Consider the following 19,823-nt stretch of genomic DNA (forward strand, 5'->3'; position numbering starts at 1 on the left):
ATACAAGGCATGGAAATGAGCCACATCAAAAGCCGCAAGCATTCGTCCCCGTTCGCGTCATCCTCGCAATCGCTGACCGCAGCCTCACTCATCACCGGCCTGGCGCTGGCAGCACCGATGACCGCCTCGGCACAGAACCTTGGTGGCTCCGCTGCCGACGTGGTCCAGACCACCGAGCTGGACGAGATCAACGTCCACGGCAAGCGCGGCAAGGTCTACTCATCGGGCAATCTGTCGTCGCCGAAATTCAGCCAGCCACTGGTCGACACCACCCAGACGATCAATATCATCGGCAAGGACCTGTTCAACGAGCAGGGCGCGACGACGCTTACCGAGGCCTTGCGCAACAGCCCCGGCGTCGGCACGTTCTACGCCGGCGAGAACGGCAACACCACCACCGGCGACGCGGTCTACCTGCGCGGTTTTGATACCTCCGGCAGTATTTTCGTGGACGGCGTGCGCGACCTTGGGTCGATCTCCCGCGACGTGTTCAACATCGAGCAGATCGAGGTCGCCAAGGGCCCGGCGGGCACCGACAACGGCCGCACCGCCCCCACCGGCGCCATCAACCTGGTGACCAAGCAACCGTTCGGACGCAACAAGTCATCAGTGACCGCGTCCTACGGCAGCGCCGATCAGAAGCGGGTCACCGCGGACTGGAACCAGACCTTCGGCGATGCCAATGCGTTCCGCCTCAACGTCATGGCGCAGGACAGCGGCGTCCCCGGCCGCGATACCATCGAGAACAAGCGTTGGGCGATCGCGCCGTCGCTGGCCTTCGGGCTGCATTCGGCAACCCGGGTGTACCTGAACCTGCTCCACGTACAACAGAACAACCTGCCTGACGGAGGCGTGCCGACCATTGGCCTGCCCGGCTATAGCTCGCCCGACCCCACCCGTCCGGAGCTGGCGACCGCGCCGCCGGTGGATCCGCGCAATTTCTACGGCACCTTGTCGGACTACGACGATGTCACCGCCGACATGGTCACGTTGCAGGTCGAGCATGACCTGTCCGATACGGCCCGGCTGACTAACATCACCCGCTGGGGCCGGACCCGGCAGGACTACATGCTGACGGCGTTCATGGGCTCGACCGCCAACCTGGTCACCCCGGATATCACCGACCCGGGCAGTTGGACCATCGCCCGCTCGCTGCCGACCTTCAAGGACCAGAGCAGCCGGATCATCACCAACCAGACCAGCCTGGCCACGCGTTTCACCTCCGGCAGCGTGCAGCATGAACTCAACACCGGCCTGGAACTGATCCGCGAGAACCTGGCCACCCGCGGCGTCGACGAGCTTGCCGGCACGGCATGGCCGGCGGCCAACATCTATGCCCCCGATCCCGACGTCGGCGGGCTGGCGTGGGAGCACAACGGCGCTCGCGGCGATGGCCGGACCGACACCGTCGCGCTGTATGCGTTCGACACCATCACCTTCAACCCGCAGTGGGAGCTCAACGGCGGGGTCCGGCTGGATCACTACAAGACGGCCTTCAGCAGCCTGGTCCCGTGCGGCGGGCGCCGCGGGCCGGACTGCGGGGCCCTTGCCGACGGATCGATCGTGCCCGGCGTGGATGCCGAGACCTCCGACACCCTGGTCAACTGGAAGCTGGGTGCGTTGTACAAGCCGGCGTCCCATGCCAGCGTCTATGCCAACTACGCCATCGCCCAGCAACCCCCGGGCGGCGGCAACCTGGAATTGAGCTCATCGGCCAGCAGTGCCGACAATCCGGCCCTGGACCCGCAGAAAGCAAAGACCGCCGAGATCGGCACCAAGTGGAACCTGCTCGACAAGCGACTGTTGCTGACGGCCGCGTTGTACGACACCCGCATCAGCAACGAAGTCGTGCGCGACCCGGTCGACCAGCAGTACTACCAGAGCGGCCGCAAGCGCGTGCGTGGACTGGAGTTGAGCGCGGTGGGCAAGATCAGCGACGCCTGGTCGGTCTCAACCGGCTTTACCACCATGGATGCCGAAGTGCTGGAAGGCCCGACCGTCTCCACTGACGGATCGCAGGACCTGGCCTACACGCCCAAACGCGCGTTCACCGCCTGGTCGACCTACCAGTTGCCCATCGGCCTGACCATCGGCGGCGGCGTGCGTTACTCCGGCGAGCTCAAGCGTGGCAACGATGGCGCCGTCGGCACGCCCGCCTATACCGAGGACTACTGGGTGGTCGACGCGGTCACCAGCTACGCGGTCAACGACCATCTCGACCTGCGGCTGAACCTCTACAACCTGCTGGACGAAAGTTACGTGGCGGCCATCAACAAGAGCGGCTACCGCTACACGCCCGGTATGCCGCGCTCGGTCATGTTGACCGCCAACTTCCACTTCTGAGCGAGCCACGCCATGTTGTTGCACGTCCCGGGAATCCTTGATCGCGACCAGCTTGCCCGGTTCCGCCAGGCACTCGATGGCGCGCAGTGGACCGACGGCAAGGAAACCGTCGGTCCGCAAGGCGCGCAGGTAAAGCGCAATTTCCAGCTCCCCGATGCCTCGCCGCTGCGCCAGCAACTGGGCCAGGTGGTCTCGGCGGCGCTGGCGGCCAGTCCGCTGTACTTCGCCGCCGTGTTGCCGCTGCGTACCTTGCCGCCGCGCTTCAATCGTTATGAAGGTGGTGGGCAATACGGCTTCCACGTCGACGGAGCGGTGATGACCCCGGCCGCTCCGCCAGGACAGCTCGCCGCCACCCTGCGCACCGACGTGTCCTGCTCGCTGTTCCTGTGCGAGCCCGACGAGTACGACGGTGGCGAGCTGGTGATCCACGACACTTATGGCGAGCACGAGGTCAAACTGCCGGCCGGCGATTTGATCATCTATCCCTCCAGCAGCTTGCACAAGGTGCAGCCGGTGACCCGCGGCGCGCGCCTGGCGGCGTTCTTCTGGGCCCAAAGCCTGGTGCGCGACGATGGCCAACGCCGGCTGCTGTTCGAGCTGGACACGTCCATCCAGGCCCTGACCCGCTCCGGTGCCGACCCCGATGCGTTGCTGCAGCTGACCGGCGTCTATCACAACCTGCTGCGCCGCTGGGCGGAGACCTGAGCCACGACGCAACATCGCGCCGCGCCAAACCCCATTCGCCGTTGCCAGCAGGCTCCCGTCTGCTGCCTTTTGCGCGCCTGCCCGACCGGCAGCCCGTGTTTTTCCATGACTCCCGTGACCCTTATGACCCTTGTGACCCCAACCCACTCCCGTGTCCTGCGTCGGGCGACCCTCGCCGTCGCACTGCTCGCTGCCCTGGCCCAGCCCGCGTTGGCCGAAGGTGCAAGTGCCGCCGCCGGCCCGACCGACCTGGATGCGGTGGTAGTCACTGCCTCGGGGTTTGAGCAGATGGTGCGCGAGGCTCCCGCCAGCATCACCGTAATCACCCACGAGGACCTGGAGCAAAGGCCCATCCACAGCCTGGCCGATGCGTTGGTGCACGTGGAAGGCGTGGACGTCGGCGTGGGCGTGGACAAGACCGGCGCTCCGCAGATCAGCATGCGGGGCATGCCTGCCGAGTACACCCTGGTGCTGATCAACGGCCGCCGCCAGAACACCTCCGGCAACGTCGGCCCGAACAATTTCGGCAATACCGCCAACAACTTCATACCGCCGATGTCGGCGATCGAGCGCATCGAGATCATTCGTGGCCCGATGTCGACCCTGTATGGCTCCGACGCGATGGGCGGCGTGGTCAATATCATCACCCGCAAGGTCGGCACCCAGTGGGCCGGTTCGGTGGGGATACAGACCACCCGGCAGGAGCACGCGGAGTTCGGCGACTCGCATGGCACCAACTTCTATCTCGACGGCCCCCTGGCAGACGACCTGCTGGGCCTGTCATTGCAGGGCGGGTATTTCAAGCGCGACCAGGCCCGAACCACCTATCGCGATGTCAATGGCAACCAGATCGAACCGTGGATGGGAGCCAACCCGGTCAGCTACGACAACCACAATGTCGGCGCGCGCCTGGTGCTGACACCATCCGACAACCACGACCTGTGGCTGGAGCTGTCCGGCAATCGCCAGAAGTACGACAACAGCGAAGGCCAGATGGGCACACTGGGCGGTCGTGGCTACGCGGAAGCCCTGCGCTTCAACCGCGACCAGGCGACGCTGGCGTGGGATGCGCGGCTCGCCTTTGGCACCCTGGAAACCAGCCTGCAGCAAAGCACGACCGAGACCATCGGGCGGCTGCTTCCTGCCGGCACCGCGGATGCAGACGGTCCTCGCAAACTGGAAAACACCAACCGCGTCTTCGACACGAAGCTGATCACCGACATCGGCCCGAACAAACTCATCATCGGCGGTCAGTACCTGGATGCCGAGCTGGTCGATGGCATCGCCTCGGCGCCGTTCGGGTTCCATCAATGGGCCTTGTTCGCCGAAAACGAGTGGCGGATCAACGACACACTCAACCTGACCCTCGGCGCACGCCGCGATGACCACAGCACCTTCGGCAGCCATCTCAGTCCACGTGCCTACCTGGTCTGGAACGCGAGCTCCAACTGGGTAATCAAGGGCGGCTACAGCGAAGGATTCCGCTCGCCAAACGTCGAGGATCTCACCGCTGGCATCAAGGGTTTTGGCGGCCAGGGCACGATTCCACTGATCGGTACGCCGAGCCTGCAGCCGGAAACCAGCGCGACCACCGAGCTGGGCGCGTACTACGCCACCGCCAACGGTTTCAGCGCCAGCTTGACCGTGTTCAACAACGACTTCAACGACAAGATCGCGCGTGGAACGCCGGTCACCAACTGCGCCTATGGCTTGAGCCAGGCCGAGTACGACAGCGCCTATTTCGATGGCGCAAGTTGCGTCGACGTGGGCTATTTCCCGAGCTCGGCCACGCTCGGCCAAACGGTCAACATCGACAGTGCGGTAACCCGTGGCGCCGAGTTCGCCATGCAACTGCCCCTGGCCGAGCGCCTGAAGCTGCTGCTCAACTACACCCATATCGACAGCGAGCAGAAGACCGGGGCAGCCAAGGGCGAGCCGCTGACCAACACACCCAGGCACCTGCTCAACGCCAGCCTCAACTGGCAGGCGGGCGATGCATTGGATATGTACCTGCGCGCCGAGTACCGCAGCTCGCGCTATCGCGGCGCCGACAGCGCGGTTCAGGAACAACTTGGCGATTACAAGCCGTACTCGCAATTCCACCTCGGCGGGCGCTACCAGCTCACCGACGCCGTCAGCCTCAATGCCGCTGTCTACAACCTGTTCGACAAGGATTTCGTTGATTACCTGCCGTATGACGACAACGGCAGCGTCGCCTATGCCAACAGCCGCAGCACCAGCGAAGCCGGACGTCGCCTGTGGTTGTCGCTCAACGTGGACTTCTGAGCAATCGGAACGGACATTCCAATTGCGAGTGATTCTCATTGATAGTAAGCTGATCGGAATGTCCTCCGCCTCCCCCAAAACTCCTGGAAACACCGCCACCCGTGGCTGGTGGCTGAAGACACTGCATCGTTGGCACTGGATGAGTGCCGCGTTCAGTTTGTTTGCGTTGCTGGCATTTTCCGTCACCGGGTTCACCCTGAACCACGCCGCCCAGATCGAATCCACGCCGGCGGTCACCAATCTTGTCGACACCCTGCCGCCGAGCGTCCTGCGTAGCCTGGCGGGAGATTTCGATGACGCCGCGCCGCTGCCACCCAGCGTGATCCAGTGGTTGGCGGGCGAGTTGGACGTGCGCGTTGCCGGTCGGCCGGTGGAGTGGTCCGACAGTGAGGTCTACATCTCGCTGCCGCGCCCCGGCGGCGATGCCTGGCTGGCGATTGACCGCGCCAGTGGCGACCTGGAGTACGAACGCACCGAACGCGGGGTGATCGCCTGGCTCAACGACCTCCACAAGGGCCGCAATACCGGTACGGCCTGGCGCTGGTTCATCGACCTCTTCGCCGTTGCCTGCCTGCTGTTCGCACTGACCGGTTTATGGCTGTTGCAGATGCACTCGCGCCAGCGCGGCAAGACCTGGCCGATGGTCGCTCTGGGCGTGGTCGTGCCGACGCTGTTGATCCTCCTATTCATGCACTGACAAGACAGGTATTCCGAATGCGCCCGCCCTCACCTTCCGTGACCCGATTGTTTGCGTCCAGACGCTTCCGGCCGCTGGTACTGGCCATCGTGCTGGTGCTTCCGGCCGCGTTGCCTGCCGCCGAACTCAACCTGACCGTGGAGATTCCACGGATGAACGTGGCCGAGTACCACCGGCCCTACGTCGCGGTGTGGATCGAGCGACCGGACCACACGGTGGCCGCCAATCTTGCCGTCTGGTACGACCATGACATGAAGGGCGACGAAGGCAGCAAGTGGCTCAAGGACATGCGCCAGTGGTGGCGTCGCAGCGGCCGGTCGCTGTCGATGCCGGTCGATGGCGTCAGCGGTGCCACCCGTCCGGCGGGCCAGCAGCAACTTCGCTTCGACGACTCCCGGGCGCCCCTGAAGGGGCTTGCACCGGGGAAGTACGAGCTGATCGTCGAGGCCGCGCGCGAGGTCGGCGGGCGCGAGGTCGTCAGCATTCCTTTCCAGTGGCCGGTGCAGGCGCCGCAGCAGATGCAGGCCAAAGGCGACAGCGAGCTGGGCCAGGTCCGGCTGTCGCTGGAGCCCTGAGCTGCGCTCCGGGCCGGTCACCGACTGCACAACGATCAAACCACATCAATCTCAATCAACAAGGACTCCCATGATGAACCTGCGCACTATCGCCATCGCCGTCTCGCTAAGCCTTTGCTTCGCCCCCAGCGCATTCGCCCACAAGGCCTGGTTGCGCCCCTCCGCCACCGTGTTCTCGGACGTGGGCAGTTGGGTGACCGTGGACGCGGCGGTCTCCAACGACCTGTTTTATTTCAACCACGTGCCGCTGCGCCTGGACGGGTTACAGATTACCGCGCCCGATGGCAGCCAGTTGCAGCCAGCGAACCCGGCGACCGGCAAGTACCGCAGTGTTTTCGACCTGGAACTCACCCAGCCTGGCACCTACAAGCTGGCCGTGGTCAACGACGGCCTGATGGGGCGCTACCAACTCAATGGCGAGGCGAAGCGCTGGCGCGGTGGTCCGGAGGCAATACCGGACGGTGCCACCGACGTGCAGGTTTCCCAGCGTCTGGGACGCGTGGAGACCTTCGCCACGGTCGGCTCGCCGACCACTACCGTGCTCCAGCCCACCGGCAACGGACTGGAACTGCTACCGGTCACCCATCCCAACGACCTCTACGCCGGTGAAACCGCGACCTTCCAGCTGCTGATCGATGGCAAGCCGGCGTCGGGGCTGGAGATCGAGGTCGTCCCCGGTGGCACCCGCTATCGCGACCAACAGAACCAGATCAACCTGGTCAGTGACGCGGACGGCAAGTTCGAAGTGACCTGGCCGGAAGCCGGCATGTACTGGCTGGAGACCACCGGCACCGACCAGCACACCTCGGTGCCGGAAGCCAGCGAACGTCGCCTCAGCTACGTGGCAACGCTCGAAGTGTTGCCGCTGTAACCGATGCACGTCGGACTCGGACCCATGCGCATCGGTGCCCTGGCAGCCAGCCTGATGCTGGGGTGGCTGCTGTGGCCGCTGGCGGCGATCGCCATGCCACTGCAGACACTCGACGGGCAGACGATGGGCACGACCTGGACGGTGACGCTGCAGGCCGAGCCTGGCGAGTTGCCGGCACTTCGGCGCGGTATCCAGGCCGAGCTGGATCGGGTGGTCGCGCAGATGAGCACCTGGGAAGCCGACTCCGACCTCAGTCGTTTCAACAACGCGGTCGCTGGCGCCAGCGTCGTGTTGCCGCCGCAACTGCACGAAGTGGTCGACGCGGCGCTGGAGCTGGCCGCGGACACCGGCGGCGCGTTCGATCCGACGGTCGGACCGCTGGTCAACCTGTGGGGTTTTGGCCCCGGCAACAGCGAACAGGGGAACGATCGCCAGCACCCGCCCGCGTCGAACGCACTGGCCGCGGCGCGCAAGCGGGTCGGATGGAGACAACTATCGATCAACGCCGATGGCACCGCCACCCAGCCCGGCGGTGTCTATGTCGACCTGTCCGGCATTGCCAAGGGCTATGGCGTCGACCAGGTCGCGCGGTTCCTGCTCGGGCAAAAAGTGGAGGCGTTCCTGGTCGAGGTCGGCGGTGAGCTCCGTGGCCATGGACGCAAGAATGACGGCAGCGATTGGCGGATCGCGGTGGAACGCCCGGCACCCGACGATACGATCGATAACGACATCCAGCGTGTAGTTGCGCTGGACGGGCTTTCGATGGCGACATCGGGCGACTACCGCCACTACTTCGACGACGCGGGTCAACGCTACTCGCACACCATCGATCCACGCACCGGGTTCCCGGTGACACACGGCCTGGCGTCGGTCACCGTACTGCACGAGAGCTGCATGCAGGCCGATGCCCTGGCCACCGCGTTGACCGTGCTGGGCCCGCAGCGGGGCTGGGACTATGCCCAGCGCCGCGGTCTGGCAGTACTGCTGACCTGGCACGAAGGTGACGGTTTTTCCAGCCGGATGACGCCTGCCTTCGCGAGCCACGTGCAATCGCAATGAGCACGATCGTCACCATGCACCCGACCAATGCGGCTGCCGTTCCGGGTCGACGCGGCAACCTGCTATTGGCGCTGATGCTGGTCGTGCTGGCCATCGCGCTGGCGGGTTGGCAGGTCGAACCATGGCAATGGATCGATCCGGGCCGGCCAAGGCTGTTGATGGCAGCTGCGGTGGTGCTGGCCTATCTGGGATTCATCGCATTGCTGGGCGAGACGCGTCGGCGTGCGACGGCGACGGATATCGCCACCCAACCAATGCTCGACCCCGACAGCGCCAGCCAAGGCTGGCTGGTGGCCTACGCCAGCCAGTTCGGCCAAGCCGAAGAACTGGCGCGACGAACCGCAGCGTCATTGCAGCAGGCTGGCCAACAGGCGGCGGTCGCCGCGCTGGAAACACTGGATGACGCCCAGTTGCAGAACACCCGACGCGCCCTGTTTGTCGCCAGTACCACCGGCGAAGGCGATGCCCCCGATCCGGCGGCCGCTTTCGTGGAGCGGGCCATGGGCCGGACCGATCTTCGCCTGGAGCATCTCAGCTACGGCGTGCTTGCGCTGGGTGACAGCGACTACGGTCAATTCTGTGCTTTCGGCCACCGGCTGGACGCCTGGTTGCGGGATACCGGCGCGCAGCCGCTGTTCGACCTGATCGAGGTCGATGACTGCGATCCCGGCGCGCTTCGCCATTGGCAGTACCACCTGGGCCAGTTGGGGGGTGACAGTGACCAGCCCGACTGGAGCCGTCCCCGCTACCGCGCCTGGTCACTGCAGGAACGTCATCTGCTCAACCCCGGCAGTCCGGGCGGCCCCGTGTTCGACCTGGCATTGCTGCCGCACGAGGCTGACGAGCTGACCTGGCAAGCCGGCGACATCGCCGAAGTCGGTCCACGCCACGGCGCCGCCACGGTCCAGGCCTGGCTCAACCGTGTCGCGCTCGCCGGCGACACCATGGTGAAAGACGGCGCCGGCCCGGTCTCGCTGGCCGAACTGGTGGCTCGCAGCCGGCTGTTGGCACCCGAGTCGATAAATGGCCATGCGGCCCAGGCGATTGCGGACCAGCTTCAACCACTGCCCCACCGTGCCTACTCGATCGCCTCCATCCCCGCGGAAGGCAAGTTGCGGTTGCTGGTACGACAGGTCTGGCACCCGGATAACACGTCAGGCATTGGTAGCGGTTGGCTGACCGCGCACGCCGACCCGGGCACGCGGATCGACCTGCGGATCCGCCGCAATGAGTCGTTCCATCGCCCCGCCGACGATCGGCCGTTGGTGCTGATCGGCAACGGCACCGGCCTGGCCGGGTTGCGGGCGTTGCTGTGCGAGCGCGTCCAGACAGGCCACCATCGCAACTGGGTCCTGTTTGGCGAACGCACGCACCAGCACGATTTCCATTACCGCGACGAGTTCGAGCACTGGCATCGCGAAGGCCGGATCGAGCGCCTTGACCTGGCGTTCTCGCGTGACCAGGAGCAGCGCCATTACGTGCAACACCTGGTGCAGGCCCGGGCCGAGGAACTGCGCTCGTGGTGTGAACAGGGCGCAGCAATCTACGTTTGTGGCAGCCTCCAGGGCATGGCACCGGCCGTGGATGAGGCGCTTGCCCAGATCGTCGGCCGCCCTGCGCTGGAAGCGATGACCGCCGATGGACGCTACCGCCGCGACGTTTATTGAGGGGGGCGACTATTGAGAGGGCGAGCGCGGGCTGATCCGCATCACCAGAATCTCGCCGGCACCCTCAAGAACGTAGCGCACGCGCGCCTCGGAGGCGGCAAGGATGGCGGTATCGGCGGTCTGCATCGGCGCCAGCCCCGAATCGGCCGCGAAGCGCGCGTCGCCCGCGAGCACATGGACAATCCAGGTCGTGTCCGGCTCACCGAAGATAACCATCGGGCCCACCAGGGGCCGGTGCCACGACTCGGCTTCGACACGGTCGCGGCGCCACATCAGGTTGAAGTCCTGGGTGGGCCCATCCAGCAGCTCCCCGGTGACGCCACATTCGCCGGAGAAGCGATGACCCTCGTACGGGCGCTGCAGGGTCACTGCCTCGCCATCGTCGAAGCGCAGCCGCACGCCATTGCCGGACAGCAGCACCAGCTCACGATCAACGCCGGGAAACGGCGAGAAGACGGCATCACGTTCGATCTCGGCAATCGACAGCCGCCAGTCCCAGTCATCTGCCGGCCCGTGCCGAAGGATCTCGCGGGTCCAGCCGAGCTGGTTGCGCCAGCGTTCGCGCCGGTACTGGCTTGCCGGGATAACACTTGACCCAATAGCACGCGAATCCATGACTGCAGCTCGTGAAACGGGCGTCCAGTCTATCCACGCACCACGGCCGCGCCAACGACGCCACACCAACGACGGCTGCTGGCAAGCTGCCGCCCGCCGCAGATCCTTCTGCGGCGGGCGGCGTACATCCCTGTCCAGGGTTTCCCCCTGACTCCACGGGCAATCCGTGCCCACGTCGACTCGACGGCGACCTACTTCTTGGAACTGCCCACCGTGATGCGGTCGCGGTTCTTCTCGATCGTCTTCAGCCCGATGCCCTTGACCATCGCCAGTTGCTCGGCGCTTTGGAACGCACCATTGGTTTCACGGTAATCGACGATGGCCTGGGCCTTGGACGGACCGACGTTGAGCAGCACGCGATCAATGGTGGCCGCGTCGGCGGTGTTGACGTTGACGGTTTCTGCGGCAAGGGCCGTGCCCGCCAACAGCAGCGAGAGGACCAACGACTTGGCAATGAGTGCGAGGCTTTTCATGACGAGACTCCTGTTGCGAAAATTGGGGTTTCCGTTCCTGCCGGCAGCTGTGTCGCCGGTGGATACAGTCTCCGTCTCGTCCAACAACACCGCTATCGCCAAAGCCGCCATCACAATCAGGGTGCAAGCCCCACCACCGGGTAGGAAAAGTCCTATCCGTGGCACCGGCGGTACAATGACGGTTCACTAGAAATCCGGGTGCCCCCATGGCCGCCAGCAAGATCGACACCGCCGTAGCCGAACGTTTCATCGCCGGCAAATGGGACGACGAGATCGTCCCCCAGCTGATCGAATACATCCGCATCCCCAACAAGTCACCGATGTTCGACGAGAAATGGGTCGAACACGGTTACATGGACCAGGCGGTGGCGTTGATGGAAACGTGGGCCAGGGCACAGGCGATCCCCGGCATGCAGTTGGAGGTCGTCCGGCTGGAAGGTCGCACGCCATTGATCTTCATCGAGATCCCGGCGGCCAATGGCGGCAGCGATGAGGATTGCATCCTGTTGTACGGCCATCTGGACAAGCAGCCGGAGATGACCGGCTGGGATGACGATCTCGGCCCCTGGAAGCCGGTGATCAAGGGCGACAAGCTCTATGGCCGTGGCGGCGCCGACGATGGTTACGCGATCTACGGCTCGCTGACCGCGGTGATGGCACTGCATGAGCAAGGCGTGCCGCATGCGCGCTGCGTGATCGTGATCGAGGCGTGCGAGGAATCGGGCAGTTACGACCTGCCGGCCTACGTCGACCACCTCGCCGAGCGCATCGGCAAGCCCTCGCTGGTGGTCTGCCTGGATTCGGGCTGCGGTAACTACGATCAGCTGTGGTGCACCACGTCGCTGCGCGGGCTGGCGGGCGGCAATTTCACCGTCAAGGTGCTTGACGAGGGTGTGCATTCCGGCGACGCGTCGGGCGTGGTGCCATCGAGCTTCCGGTTGCTGCGGCAGTTGCTGTCGCGACTCGAGGACGAGAGCACCGGCCGGATCGTGGTCGAGGGGCTGCACGTGGAGGTTCCCGCCGAGCGACTGGAGCAAGCCCACAAGTGTGCCCAAGTGCTGGGATCGGCGGTCTACGACAAATTTCCGCTGCTCGACGGGATGACGCCGATGAGTGACGAGCTGGACGAACTGGTGCTCAACCGCACCTGGCGGCCGGCCTTGTCAGTGACCGGAATCGATGGCATGCCGTCACTGGATTCCGCCGGCAACGTGTTGCGTCCACACACCGCGGTCAAGCTGTCGTTGCGTCTGCCGCCGACACTGGACGGAAAGCAGGCTGGCGAGCTGCTCAAGCAGGTGCTGCTGGACAACCCGCCCAATGGCGCGCAGGTTTCTCTTGAGCTGGAGAAGTCCTCGACCGGCTGGAACGCACCGGCGCAATCACCGTGGCTGACCCAGGCCATCGAGGATGCCAGCCAGGCCTTTTTCGGCAAGCCCTCGATGTACATGGGTGAAGGCGGCTCGATCCCGTTCATGGGCATGTTGGGCGAGAAATTCCCCGGCGCCCAGTTCATGATCACCGGCGTGCTGGGTCCCCACTCCAACGCACACGGCCCCAACGAGTTCCTGCACATTCCGATGGGCAAACGCGTCACAGCCAGCGTCGCCCAGGTGATCGCCGCCCACCACCTGGCCGGCGAGCGCGGCGAGACCACCGGCGTGGCCGCCGCGGCCACCACCCTGGAACGCGGTGAGCACGGCTGTTGCTGAGTCGTCCGGCAACCCACTGCCGGTCGACGGGGCGCACATGACCGTGCCGGTTGTTGCCGAGTGTCCCGAGCGCGCGGCCGTGCGCCTGGCCTGGGCGCGCGCTGCCAGCGGCCAACCGGGCCTGGTGCTGGATCGCGCGTCCATGGATGCCGGTTTCCGCAGCTACTGGCGCGCGACCAACACGGTCGGCAGTGGCGATTCCGACACCTGGATCGTGATGGACTCCCCGCCCGACAAGGAGGACGTGCGGCCGTGGCTGCACGTGCGCGAGCTGCTGGAACGCGGTGGCGTGCGGGTGCCGCACGTGCTCGCGCAGGACATCGATGCCGGCTTCCTGATGCTGGAGGATCTGGGCATCAACACCTACCTGCAGGTGATCGGAGCCGTCAACGCGGACCAACTGTTTGATGCGGCCATCGCACAGCTTTTGCGGTTGCAGGCCCTACCCTGCCCTGCCGACCTGCCGGCTTTCGATGAACCGACGCTGGCGCGCGAACTGCATCTGTTCGACCAGTGGTATCTCGGCCAGCACCTGGGCATCGTCCTGGATGATGGCGAACTGGCGACGCTCGAACACGTCTATCGCCAGCTGACCGATGCCGCGCTCGCCCAGCCGCAGGTGTTCGTGCATCGCGACTTCATGCCCCGCAACCTGATGCCAGTGACCGACAACGACGGCGCGCAGGACACGGGACCAGCGGTGCTGGATTTCCAGGACGCCGTGTGCGGCCCGATTGCCTACGACGTCATCAGCCTGTTCAAGGATGCCTTCCTGAGCTGGCCGGAAGCGCACGTGGATGCCTGGATCGGCCGCTACCATGCGCGCGCGCTGCAAGCCGGGCTGCCGGTTCCGACACTGGATCGGTTCCGCCGCGATGCCGACCTGATCGGCGTGCAGCGGCACCTGAAGATCATCGGCATCTTCGCCCGGCTGTGGCATCGCGACGGCAAGCCCAAGTACCTCGCCGACGTGCCGCGGTTCGTGAACTATCTGGAAGTCGTACTGCCGCGCTACCCCGAGCTTGCGCCGTTGGCGGCGATCCTGCAGCGCCACGTGATCCCCGCGCTGGCATCCCGGCCGTTCCGGGTCCCCGCCGGGTGAAAGCGCTCATCCTCGCCGCCGGCCTCGGCGAGCGCATGCGCCCGCTGACCGCCCACACCCCCAAACCGCTGCTTGCGGCAGCGGGCAAGCCGCTGATCGTCTGGCACCTGGAGAGGCTTGCCGCGTCGGGCGTGCGCGAAGTGGTCATCAACACCAGTTGGCTGGCCGACCAGTTTCCGCAGGCATTGGGCAACGGCGATCGCTGGGGCCTGCGTCTGCATTACTGTTTTGAAGGTCCGGTGCCGCTGGAAACCGGCGGCGGCATGTGGAACGCGCTGGACCTGCTGGGTCATGAAGCACCCTTCATCGCCATCAACGGTGATATCTGGACCGATCATGACCTTGCCGACTTGCCGCGCGAACCCACCGGCCAAGCGCACCTGGTGCTGGTCGACAACCCCGCGCACAACCCGGACGGCGATTTCGCCCTGGATGAGCGGGAGCTGCTGCACAGCGACGGCGAGAACCGGTTGACCTTTTCTGGTATCGGCATCTACCGGCCGGCGCTGTTTGATGACTGGCAGGCGGTGATCGGTGACGCCCCCGGCGCGCGCGAGCAACCACCACGATTCAAGCTCGCGCCCGTGCTGCGTGCCGCCATGGCACGTGGCATGGTCACCGGCGTCCACCACCGGGGCCGCTGGACCGACGTCGGGACGCCGCAACGACTGGCCGAACTGGATGCCGAGCTCAGAGCCCCAGCGTTTCGCGCAGGAACGGGACGGTGATACGCCGCTGAGCGGCCAACGACGCCCGGTCCATGCGATCCAGCAACACAGCCAGTCCGGCCAGGTCGCGGTCGACACGTTTGAGCAGCCAATCCAGCGCTGCGTCCTCCAGCAGCCAGCCGCGACGTCGCGCGCGTTGTCGCAGCACTTCACGGCGGCCTTCTTCACTCAACGGTTGCAGCCCGATCCGGCTGCATTGCGACAGCCGTGAGCGCAGGTCTGGCAGCGCCAGCCCCAGGGCATCGGGATTGGCGCGCGCGGCGTAGATGATCCGGGTACCGGCCGCGCGGGCACGGTTGTGGGCATCGAACAGCGCCACCTCATCATCGCACTGGCCGACGATCGCTTCCAGCCCATCCAGCGCCAGCACATCGTTGCCTTCCAGTGCGTCCAGCGCATCGGCCAATCGCCCAACGGCGGCGGCCAGCGGCAAATAGGCAGCGCGCCCGCCCGCCGCTTCGGTGGCCGCGCAGCTGGCCAACAACAGATGGGTCTTGCCAACGCCGGCCGGCCCGGCCAGGTACAACCAATCGCCGGCTTTACCCTCGGCCAGCGCATGCAATTGCGCCAGTGCACCGGGCGGCGCGCCGACAAAGGTATCGAGCCGCTGGTCAGCCGGATAACGCAGCGCAAGCGGCAACTGCGGCACGGGGCGCGCGGGCTTCACTCGTCCTCCGGCTCCAGCGGGTACGGCCGCACCGGCGGGTAGCCCTCGCGGGTCACGATGGTCGGTGAATCGCCGGCGTACAGCCGGCTATGGGTGTAGCGCTCCTCGGCATAACGCAGCAGCACGTTGGCCACCGCGGCGCATGGCAACGCAATCAGCATGCCCAGGAAGCCGAACAGCTGGCCGCCGGCGAGCACCGCGAATATCACCACCACCGGGTGCAGTCCGATGCGGTCACCCACCAACTTCGGTGTCAGCCAATAGCTCTCGATCAACTGGCCGATGCCAAATACCGCCAACACCCCGGCGACATGCTGCCAGTCCCCATACTGGACGAGCGCCGCGACACAGCCCAGCACCAGCACGGTAGCCGGCCCGACATAGGGCACGAACGTGAGTATGCCGCCGATGATGCCGATCAGGATACCCAGGTCCAGCCCAACCCCCCAAAGGCCAACCGCGTACATCACGCCGAGGATCAACATCACCAGGAATTGGCCGCGCATGAACCCGCCCAGCACGTCGCTGGACTGCGTCGCCAACCTGGTCACTGTCTCCAGCTGGTCGCGCGGAATCAGCGCGGCAACCCGCGCCACCAGCCGGTCCCAGTCGCGTAGCGCGAAGAACGTCACCACCGGCAACAGCACGATATTGGTCGCCATTCCGATCAGGGCGAATCCGGAACGCGACATGTAGCCCAGCACGGTACTGGCAACGCCGCCGGCACTTTCCCAGTTGCTGCGGATCAGTTCGATCACGTGGTTGAGGTCGAACCAGCCGGTAAGCTCCATCCCGGTCCTAGCTTCCAGCCAGGGCATGGCCGTGGCGACGACCCAGTGCTGGTAGCGCGGAATCGACAACACCAGCGTCCGGATCTGATCCTGGATCATCGGCACCAGCAACAACAGCACCAGCGCTACCAGCAGGATCATCGCGCTGAACACCAGCACCACCGCGACGTTGCGCGACCTGCCGGCGCGCTCCAGGCGGTCGACCAGCGGATCACCCAGCCAGCCCAGCAAGGCGCCCAGTACGAACGGCGTCAGCACCGGCGCCAGCAGCCACAACACCCAGCACAGGAACAAGCCCAGCGCCGCCCATTGCAGCCGGCGCAGGAAGCGGGCGATGTCTTGCAGCGCGTTGGTATCGTCCATCACAGCAACCGGTATACCGCGGTGCGGCGCGGGGTCTGGACCGGGCCTTCGATCGGCGCACCATCGATGGCGTCTATACCACTGTCAATCGGGATCGAATGGTCCGCTGGCGAGTCGGCACCAGCCAGCACCCCATCACCATCGACCATCAGCTCGAATCCTGCCAGCCCCGATACCAGCTCCAGGTTGAACTCCATCTGCTGCGCGCTGGCGCGTAATGGAGCCATCGCACTGACCACCGGAAGCTGCTGCAGGTAACCGACCAGGCGCAGGTAATCATCGGCGCTGTCCAGGCCGGTGAACGCCACCTGGTAGGTTCCGGCAGGGCCGGTCTGGCTGCGTTTGGCATACCGTTTCATCAGTGCATCGGCGGCACCGTCGGCTCCAGTGGCCATGAGCTGGCGCGCGTTCGCGTCGGACTCGGACCAGCGCGACAGCACCTTGCCCTTGTCGACGAAGATCCAATCCGCCTTCCAGGCGCCGCCATCGCGGTACAACTTGCCGATCAACTGCATCGGCGGGCTGTAGCGTGCCGACCCCCGCGCCACGACGCCGCTGTCGCCGCGCCAGATCGCGCCCACCAGTGCCTGCTCGGCCGCGCTGCCGTTGGGCAAGCCGAGACGGTAACCACGTTGCTGGGCACGATCGAGCACCGAGCGCGCCGCATCCGCCCTCGACAGGTCGACCAGCCTTGGCCCGCTCCCGTCGTCAATGGCCAGCCACAACACCGGTTTGGGTCGCGGTTGCGGCCACACCGGCAACCCGAGTGCGGCTGTCAGTGCGTCGACTTTCTCCTCGTCGAAGCGCACCACCAGGGTCGTCTTGAAGCTTGGCGCACCGCTGGATGACAGGCCTTCGTCCTGTCGGTAGTCATAGCCCAGCACATACTTGTCGGCCTGGCGCAGTTCCCGGTTGACGGCGGGCTCGGAGCCCACGTCGCGGTCGCCTGACAGCTTCCCCAGAACTTGGGCCAGACCTCGGGAGAAGCCGATATCCCGCTCGGACTCGCCTTGGCCGTTGACCTCGACCTCGGCGGAATAGACCCCACGCGCCGCCGCCCGGTCGCCCTCGACGCGCTGCGCGGCCGCGCCAAAACTGCACAGCAGCAATGCGGCGGTGCTGACCCACCACAGCAGCCAGCCGGTGGCCACGCGACCGCGTTTGCGGGGCTGTATCCGGCCGTATCCGTCGTTTGCCACACCCGTTGCGCACGCCATGGTCGTTCCCGTGTACTGGTTATCGTGCTGAAATGGTGCCGTACGGGGACCGGCACGTCCATCAAAGCCGGTTGCCGGCGGCCGCGGCTGCTAAAATCGCCGCTTTCCCGTGCCGTCGAGCCTGCCGTGACCGTTCCCACCGCGCCCCCCAACACTCCCATGACCTATCGCGATGCCGGCGTCGATATCGACGCGGGCAATGAACTGGTCGAACGCATCAAACCGCTGGTCAAGCGCAGCTTCCGGCCCGAGGTGATGGGCGGGCTGGGCGGGTTTGGTGCCCTGTTCGATCTGTCCGGCAAATACAGGGAGCCGGTGCTGGTCTCGGGCACCGACGGCGTCGGCACCAAGCTCAAGCTCGCCCAGCAACTGGGGCGCCACGACACCATCGGTATCGACCTGGTCGGGATGTGCGTCAACGACGTGCTGGTGCAGGGGGCCGAGCCGCTGTTCTTCCTGGACTACTTCGCCACCGGCAAGCTCGATATCGAGACCACCGTGGCCGTGGTCGGCGGCATCGCCAAGGGCTGCGAGTTGTCCGGCTGTGCACTGATCGGCGGCGAGACGGCCGAGATGCCGGATATGTATGCCCCAGGCGAGTACGACCTGGCCGGCTTTACGGTCGGCGCGGTCGAGAAGTCACAGTTGCGTGATGGCGCGCGGGTCGAAGCCGGGGATGTGCTGATCGGCATTGCCTCCTCGGGCCCGCATTCCAATGGCTACTCGCTGATCCGGAGGATCTTCGACCGTGCCGGCCGCCCGGCCGACGTCGAGGTCGGCGGGGTCAAGCTGGTCGACGCGCTGATGGAGCCGACTGCGCTGTACGTCAAGCCGGTATTGGCGCTGTTGCACGGCGAGCACGGCGACGCGGTGCATGCGATGGCACACATCACCGGCGGCGGCCTGTCGGAGAACATCATCCGAGTGATCCCGGAGGAACTGGGCGTTCAGATCGAGGCGTCCGCGATCGTGCTGCCGCCGGTATTCGACTGGCTGCAACGCGAAGGCAACGTAGCCGACGCGGAAATGTGGCGGACCTTCAACTGCGGCATCGGCTTCGTGCTGGTAGTACCGCAGGACTCGGTTGCCGCCGTCGAGTCGGAACTCGACCGGGTGTCACTGGCGCATCGCCGGATCGGCGAGGTCGTAAAGCCCGGCAGCCGCCAACGCATGCAGATCAGCTGACGTTCCCATCCACGTCCCAGACCGTGACCCGCAAGCATGTCCCATCCACCGTGACGCCCGGCCCTTTCCGCATCGCCGTGATGGTGTCCGGGCGCGGCAGCAACCTGCAGGCGATCATCGACGCCATCGCCGGGCAGCACCTTCACGCAGACCTGGCCGGGGTGTTTTCCGACCGACCCCTTGCGCCCGCATTGGAGCGCGCGCGAGCGGCCGGCATACCGACTGTCGCGCTCAGGCCGCGCGACTTCCCGGACCGGGCCGGCTACGACCAGGCATTGTTCGAACGCATCGACCAGGTTGGCGCCGACCTGGTCGTGTGTGCCGGTTACATGCGCCTGCTCAGTGCACCCGTGGTCCGTGCACGCCCCGGCCGGATCATCAATATCCACCCCTCATTGCTGCCCGCCTTCAAGGGCTTGCACACCCACCAGCAGGCACTGGACGCGGGCGCCGATCAACATGGTGCGAGCGTGCACTTCGTTTCTGCCCAGCTCGATGGTGGCCCGGTGATCTCCCAGGCCCGGGTGCCCGTCCGGCCAGGTGACGATGTCGAGCAACTGACCCAGCGGGTCCTGGCCCGTGAGCACCCGTTGCTGCTGGCAACGCTGGAACTTCTCGCCAGTGCACGGGTCGCACTGACCGATGGCCGGGTGTGCCTGGACGGGTTGCCGCTGGACGCACCGCTGCAGCTGGATTCAGGTAACCAGTTGCACATTACCGACCACATTACCGGTTGACCCACTGTGTCAAGCCACCGCGTCAACCCA

Annotated in this window: 18 protein-coding genes; 13 read left to right on the forward strand and 5 right to left on the reverse strand. The window is 65.7% G+C overall.

Translation table 11 applies throughout. From position 1 onward, the window contains the following. The first annotated feature begins 15 nt into the window (after positions 1-15). The 8 genes from ACW7G0_RS08865 to ACW7G0_RS08900 all read left to right on the forward strand — a co-directional run bounded on the left by ACW7G0_RS08865 (position 16) and on the right by ACW7G0_RS08900 (position 10,203). The gene (locus tag ACW7G0_RS08865; RefSeq protein WP_456989193.1) at positions 16-2,343 is read left to right on the forward strand and encodes a catecholate siderophore receptor Fiu; all 2,328 of its coding nucleotides are present in this window, start codon (positions 16-18) and stop codon (positions 2,341-2,343) included. 12 nt (positions 2,344-2,355) lie between these two features. Beyond that, positions 2,356-3,048, forward strand: coding sequence for a Fe2+-dependent dioxygenase (locus tag ACW7G0_RS08870; RefSeq protein ID WP_456989195.1), 693 nt, complete (start codon positions 2,356-2,358; stop codon positions 3,046-3,048). Between the two features lie 123 nt (positions 3,049-3,171). After that, positions 3,172-5,334 (forward strand): TonB-dependent receptor domain-containing protein, encoded by a 2,163-nt coding sequence (locus ACW7G0_RS08875; RefSeq protein ID WP_456989197.1) that lies wholly within the window; start codon positions 3,172-3,174, stop codon positions 5,332-5,334. A 58-nt stretch (positions 5,335-5,392) separates the two neighbouring features. After that, positions 5,393-6,031, forward strand: a complete 639-nt coding sequence (locus tag ACW7G0_RS08880; RefSeq protein ID WP_456989199.1) for a PepSY-associated TM helix domain-containing protein — start codon at positions 5,393-5,395, stop codon at positions 6,029-6,031. Positions 6,032-6,048: 17 nt separating this feature from the next. Beyond that, on the forward strand, positions 6,049-6,606 hold the full coding sequence (locus tag ACW7G0_RS08885; RefSeq protein ID WP_456989201.1) for a DUF2271 domain-containing protein: 558 nt from the start codon (positions 6,049-6,051) through the stop codon (positions 6,604-6,606). A gap of 70 nt (positions 6,607-6,676) precedes the next feature. Continuing rightward, positions 6,677-7,477, forward strand: a complete 801-nt coding sequence (locus tag ACW7G0_RS08890) for a DUF4198 domain-containing protein (RefSeq protein WP_456989202.1) — start codon at positions 6,677-6,679, stop codon at positions 7,475-7,477. A gap of 54 nt (positions 7,478-7,531) precedes the next feature. Beyond that, positions 7,532-8,536 (forward strand): FAD:protein FMN transferase, encoded by a 1,005-nt coding sequence (locus tag ACW7G0_RS08895; protein ID WP_456989494.1) that lies wholly within the window; start codon positions 7,532-7,534, stop codon positions 8,534-8,536. Next, positions 8,533-10,203 (forward strand): sulfite reductase subunit alpha, encoded by a 1,671-nt coding sequence (locus ACW7G0_RS08900; protein WP_456989203.1) that lies wholly within the window; start codon positions 8,533-8,535, stop codon positions 10,201-10,203. Before ACW7G0_RS08895 ends, ACW7G0_RS08900 begins: the two co-directional genes overlap by 4 nt. Before the next feature lie 9 nt (positions 10,204-10,212). Here ACW7G0_RS08900 and ACW7G0_RS08905 read toward each other — a convergent pair whose 3' ends face one another. Then, positions 10,213-10,818, reverse strand: coding sequence for a HutD/Ves family protein (locus tag ACW7G0_RS08905; protein WP_456989204.1), 606 nt, complete (start codon positions 10,816-10,818; stop codon positions 10,213-10,215). A gap of 191 nt (positions 10,819-11,009) precedes the next feature. Beyond that, positions 11,010-11,291, reverse strand: a complete 282-nt coding sequence (locus tag ACW7G0_RS08910) for a ComEA family DNA-binding protein (protein ID WP_456960969.1) — start codon at positions 11,289-11,291, stop codon at positions 11,010-11,012. A 206-nt stretch (positions 11,292-11,497) separates the two neighbouring features. On the opposite strand from ACW7G0_RS08910, the gene ACW7G0_RS08915 reads away from it, so the two are divergent. Genes ACW7G0_RS08915 through murU form a run of 3 tightly spaced genes read left to right on the forward strand, consistent with a single transcriptional unit; the run spans position 11,498 to position 14,833 of the window. Further along, entirely contained in the window at positions 11,498-13,003 is a 1,506-nt protein-coding gene (locus ACW7G0_RS08915; RefSeq protein WP_456989205.1) for a M20 family metallopeptidase, read from the forward strand. A gap of 37 nt (positions 13,004-13,040) precedes the next feature. Further along, the gene (locus ACW7G0_RS08920; protein ID WP_456989206.1) at positions 13,041-14,105 is read left to right on the forward strand and encodes an aminoglycoside phosphotransferase family protein; all 1,065 of its coding nucleotides are present in this window, start codon (positions 13,041-13,043) and stop codon (positions 14,103-14,105) included. Further along, positions 14,102-14,833 carry an N-acetylmuramate alpha-1-phosphate uridylyltransferase MurU gene (murU, locus tag ACW7G0_RS08925; protein WP_456989207.1) on the forward strand — a complete coding sequence of 244 codons (732 nt, stop codon included), beginning with the start codon at positions 14,102-14,104 and terminating at the stop codon, positions 14,831-14,833. Before ACW7G0_RS08920 ends, murU begins: the two co-directional genes overlap by 4 nt. Here murU and hda read toward each other — a convergent pair. From hda to ACW7G0_RS08940, 3 genes are read right to left on the reverse strand one after another with little or no spacing between them, the layout of a single operon-like run. After that, positions 14,796-15,500, reverse strand: coding sequence for a DnaA regulatory inactivator Hda (gene hda, locus ACW7G0_RS08930; protein WP_456989208.1), 705 nt, complete (start codon positions 15,498-15,500; stop codon positions 14,796-14,798). The genes murU and hda overlap by 38 nt on opposite strands. Next, a complete protein-coding gene (locus tag ACW7G0_RS08935) occupies positions 15,497-16,654 on the reverse strand; it encodes an AI-2E family transporter (protein ID WP_456989209.1) in 1,158 nt (385 codons plus the stop codon). Before ACW7G0_RS08935 ends, hda begins: the two co-directional genes overlap by 4 nt. After that, a complete protein-coding gene (locus ACW7G0_RS08940) occupies positions 16,654-17,853 on the reverse strand; it encodes a DUF2066 domain-containing protein (RefSeq protein ID WP_456989210.1) in 1,200 nt (399 codons plus the stop codon). Before ACW7G0_RS08940 ends, ACW7G0_RS08935 begins: the two co-directional genes overlap by 1 nt. Positions 17,854-18,030: 177 nt before the next feature. On the opposite strand from ACW7G0_RS08940, the gene purM reads away from it, so the two are divergent. Both purM and purN read left to right on the forward strand, forming a co-directional pair. Continuing rightward, the gene (gene purM / locus ACW7G0_RS08945) at positions 18,031-19,056 is read left to right on the forward strand and encodes a phosphoribosylformylglycinamidine cyclo-ligase (protein WP_456989495.1); all 1,026 of its coding nucleotides are present in this window, start codon (positions 18,031-18,033) and stop codon (positions 19,054-19,056) included. An 80-nt stretch (positions 19,057-19,136) separates the two neighbouring features. Next, a complete protein-coding gene (gene purN, locus ACW7G0_RS08950; RefSeq protein ID WP_456989496.1) occupies positions 19,137-19,793 on the forward strand; it encodes a phosphoribosylglycinamide formyltransferase in 657 nt (218 codons plus the stop codon). Positions 19,794-19,823: the final 30 nt, after the last annotated feature.

It is taken from the genome of Lysobacter sp. A286, from assembly GCF_054052105.1.

Coding starts and splice junctions, on each gene's coding strand:
- ACW7G0_RS08895 (WP_456989494.1), top strand. CDS start 7,532: ATGCTGGGGTGGCTGCTGTGGCCGCTGGCGGCGATCGCCATGCCACTG.
- ACW7G0_RS08910 (WP_456960969.1), bottom strand. CDS start 11,291: ATGAAAAGCCTCGCACTCATTGCCAAGTCGTTGGTCCTCTCGCTGCTG.
- ACW7G0_RS08890 (WP_456989202.1), top strand. CDS start 6,677: ATGATGAACCTGCGCACTATCGCCATCGCCGTCTCGCTAAGCCTTTGC.
- ACW7G0_RS08915 (WP_456989205.1), top strand. CDS start 11,498: ATGGCCGCCAGCAAGATCGACACCGCCGTAGCCGAACGTTTCATCGCC.
- ACW7G0_RS08880 (WP_456989199.1), top strand. CDS start 5,393: ATGTCCTCCGCCTCCCCCAAAACTCCTGGAAACACCGCCACCCGTGGC.
- ACW7G0_RS08875 (WP_456989197.1), top strand. CDS start 3,172: ATGACCCTTGTGACCCCAACCCACTCCCGTGTCCTGCGTCGGGCGACC.
- ACW7G0_RS08920 (WP_456989206.1), top strand. CDS start 13,041: ATGACCGTGCCGGTTGTTGCCGAGTGTCCCGAGCGCGCGGCCGTGCGC.
- ACW7G0_RS08935 (WP_456989209.1), bottom strand. CDS start 16,654: ATGGACGATACCAACGCGCTGCAAGACATCGCCCGCTTCCTGCGCCGG.
- purN (WP_456989496.1), top strand. CDS start 19,137: ATGGTGTCCGGGCGCGGCAGCAACCTGCAGGCGATCATCGACGCCATC.
- ACW7G0_RS08865 (WP_456989193.1), top strand. CDS start 16: ATGAGCCACATCAAAAGCCGCAAGCATTCGTCCCCGTTCGCGTCATCC.
- purM (WP_456989495.1), top strand. CDS start 18,031: ATGACCTATCGCGATGCCGGCGTCGATATCGACGCGGGCAATGAACTG.
- ACW7G0_RS08900 (WP_456989203.1), top strand. CDS start 8,533: ATGAGCACGATCGTCACCATGCACCCGACCAATGCGGCTGCCGTTCCG.
- ACW7G0_RS08885 (WP_456989201.1), top strand. CDS start 6,049: ATGCGCCCGCCCTCACCTTCCGTGACCCGATTGTTTGCGTCCAGACGC.
- ACW7G0_RS08905 (WP_456989204.1), bottom strand. CDS start 10,818: ATGGATTCGCGTGCTATTGGGTCAAGTGTTATCCCGGCAAGCCAGTAC.
- ACW7G0_RS08870 (WP_456989195.1), top strand. CDS start 2,356: ATGTTGTTGCACGTCCCGGGAATCCTTGATCGCGACCAGCTTGCCCGG.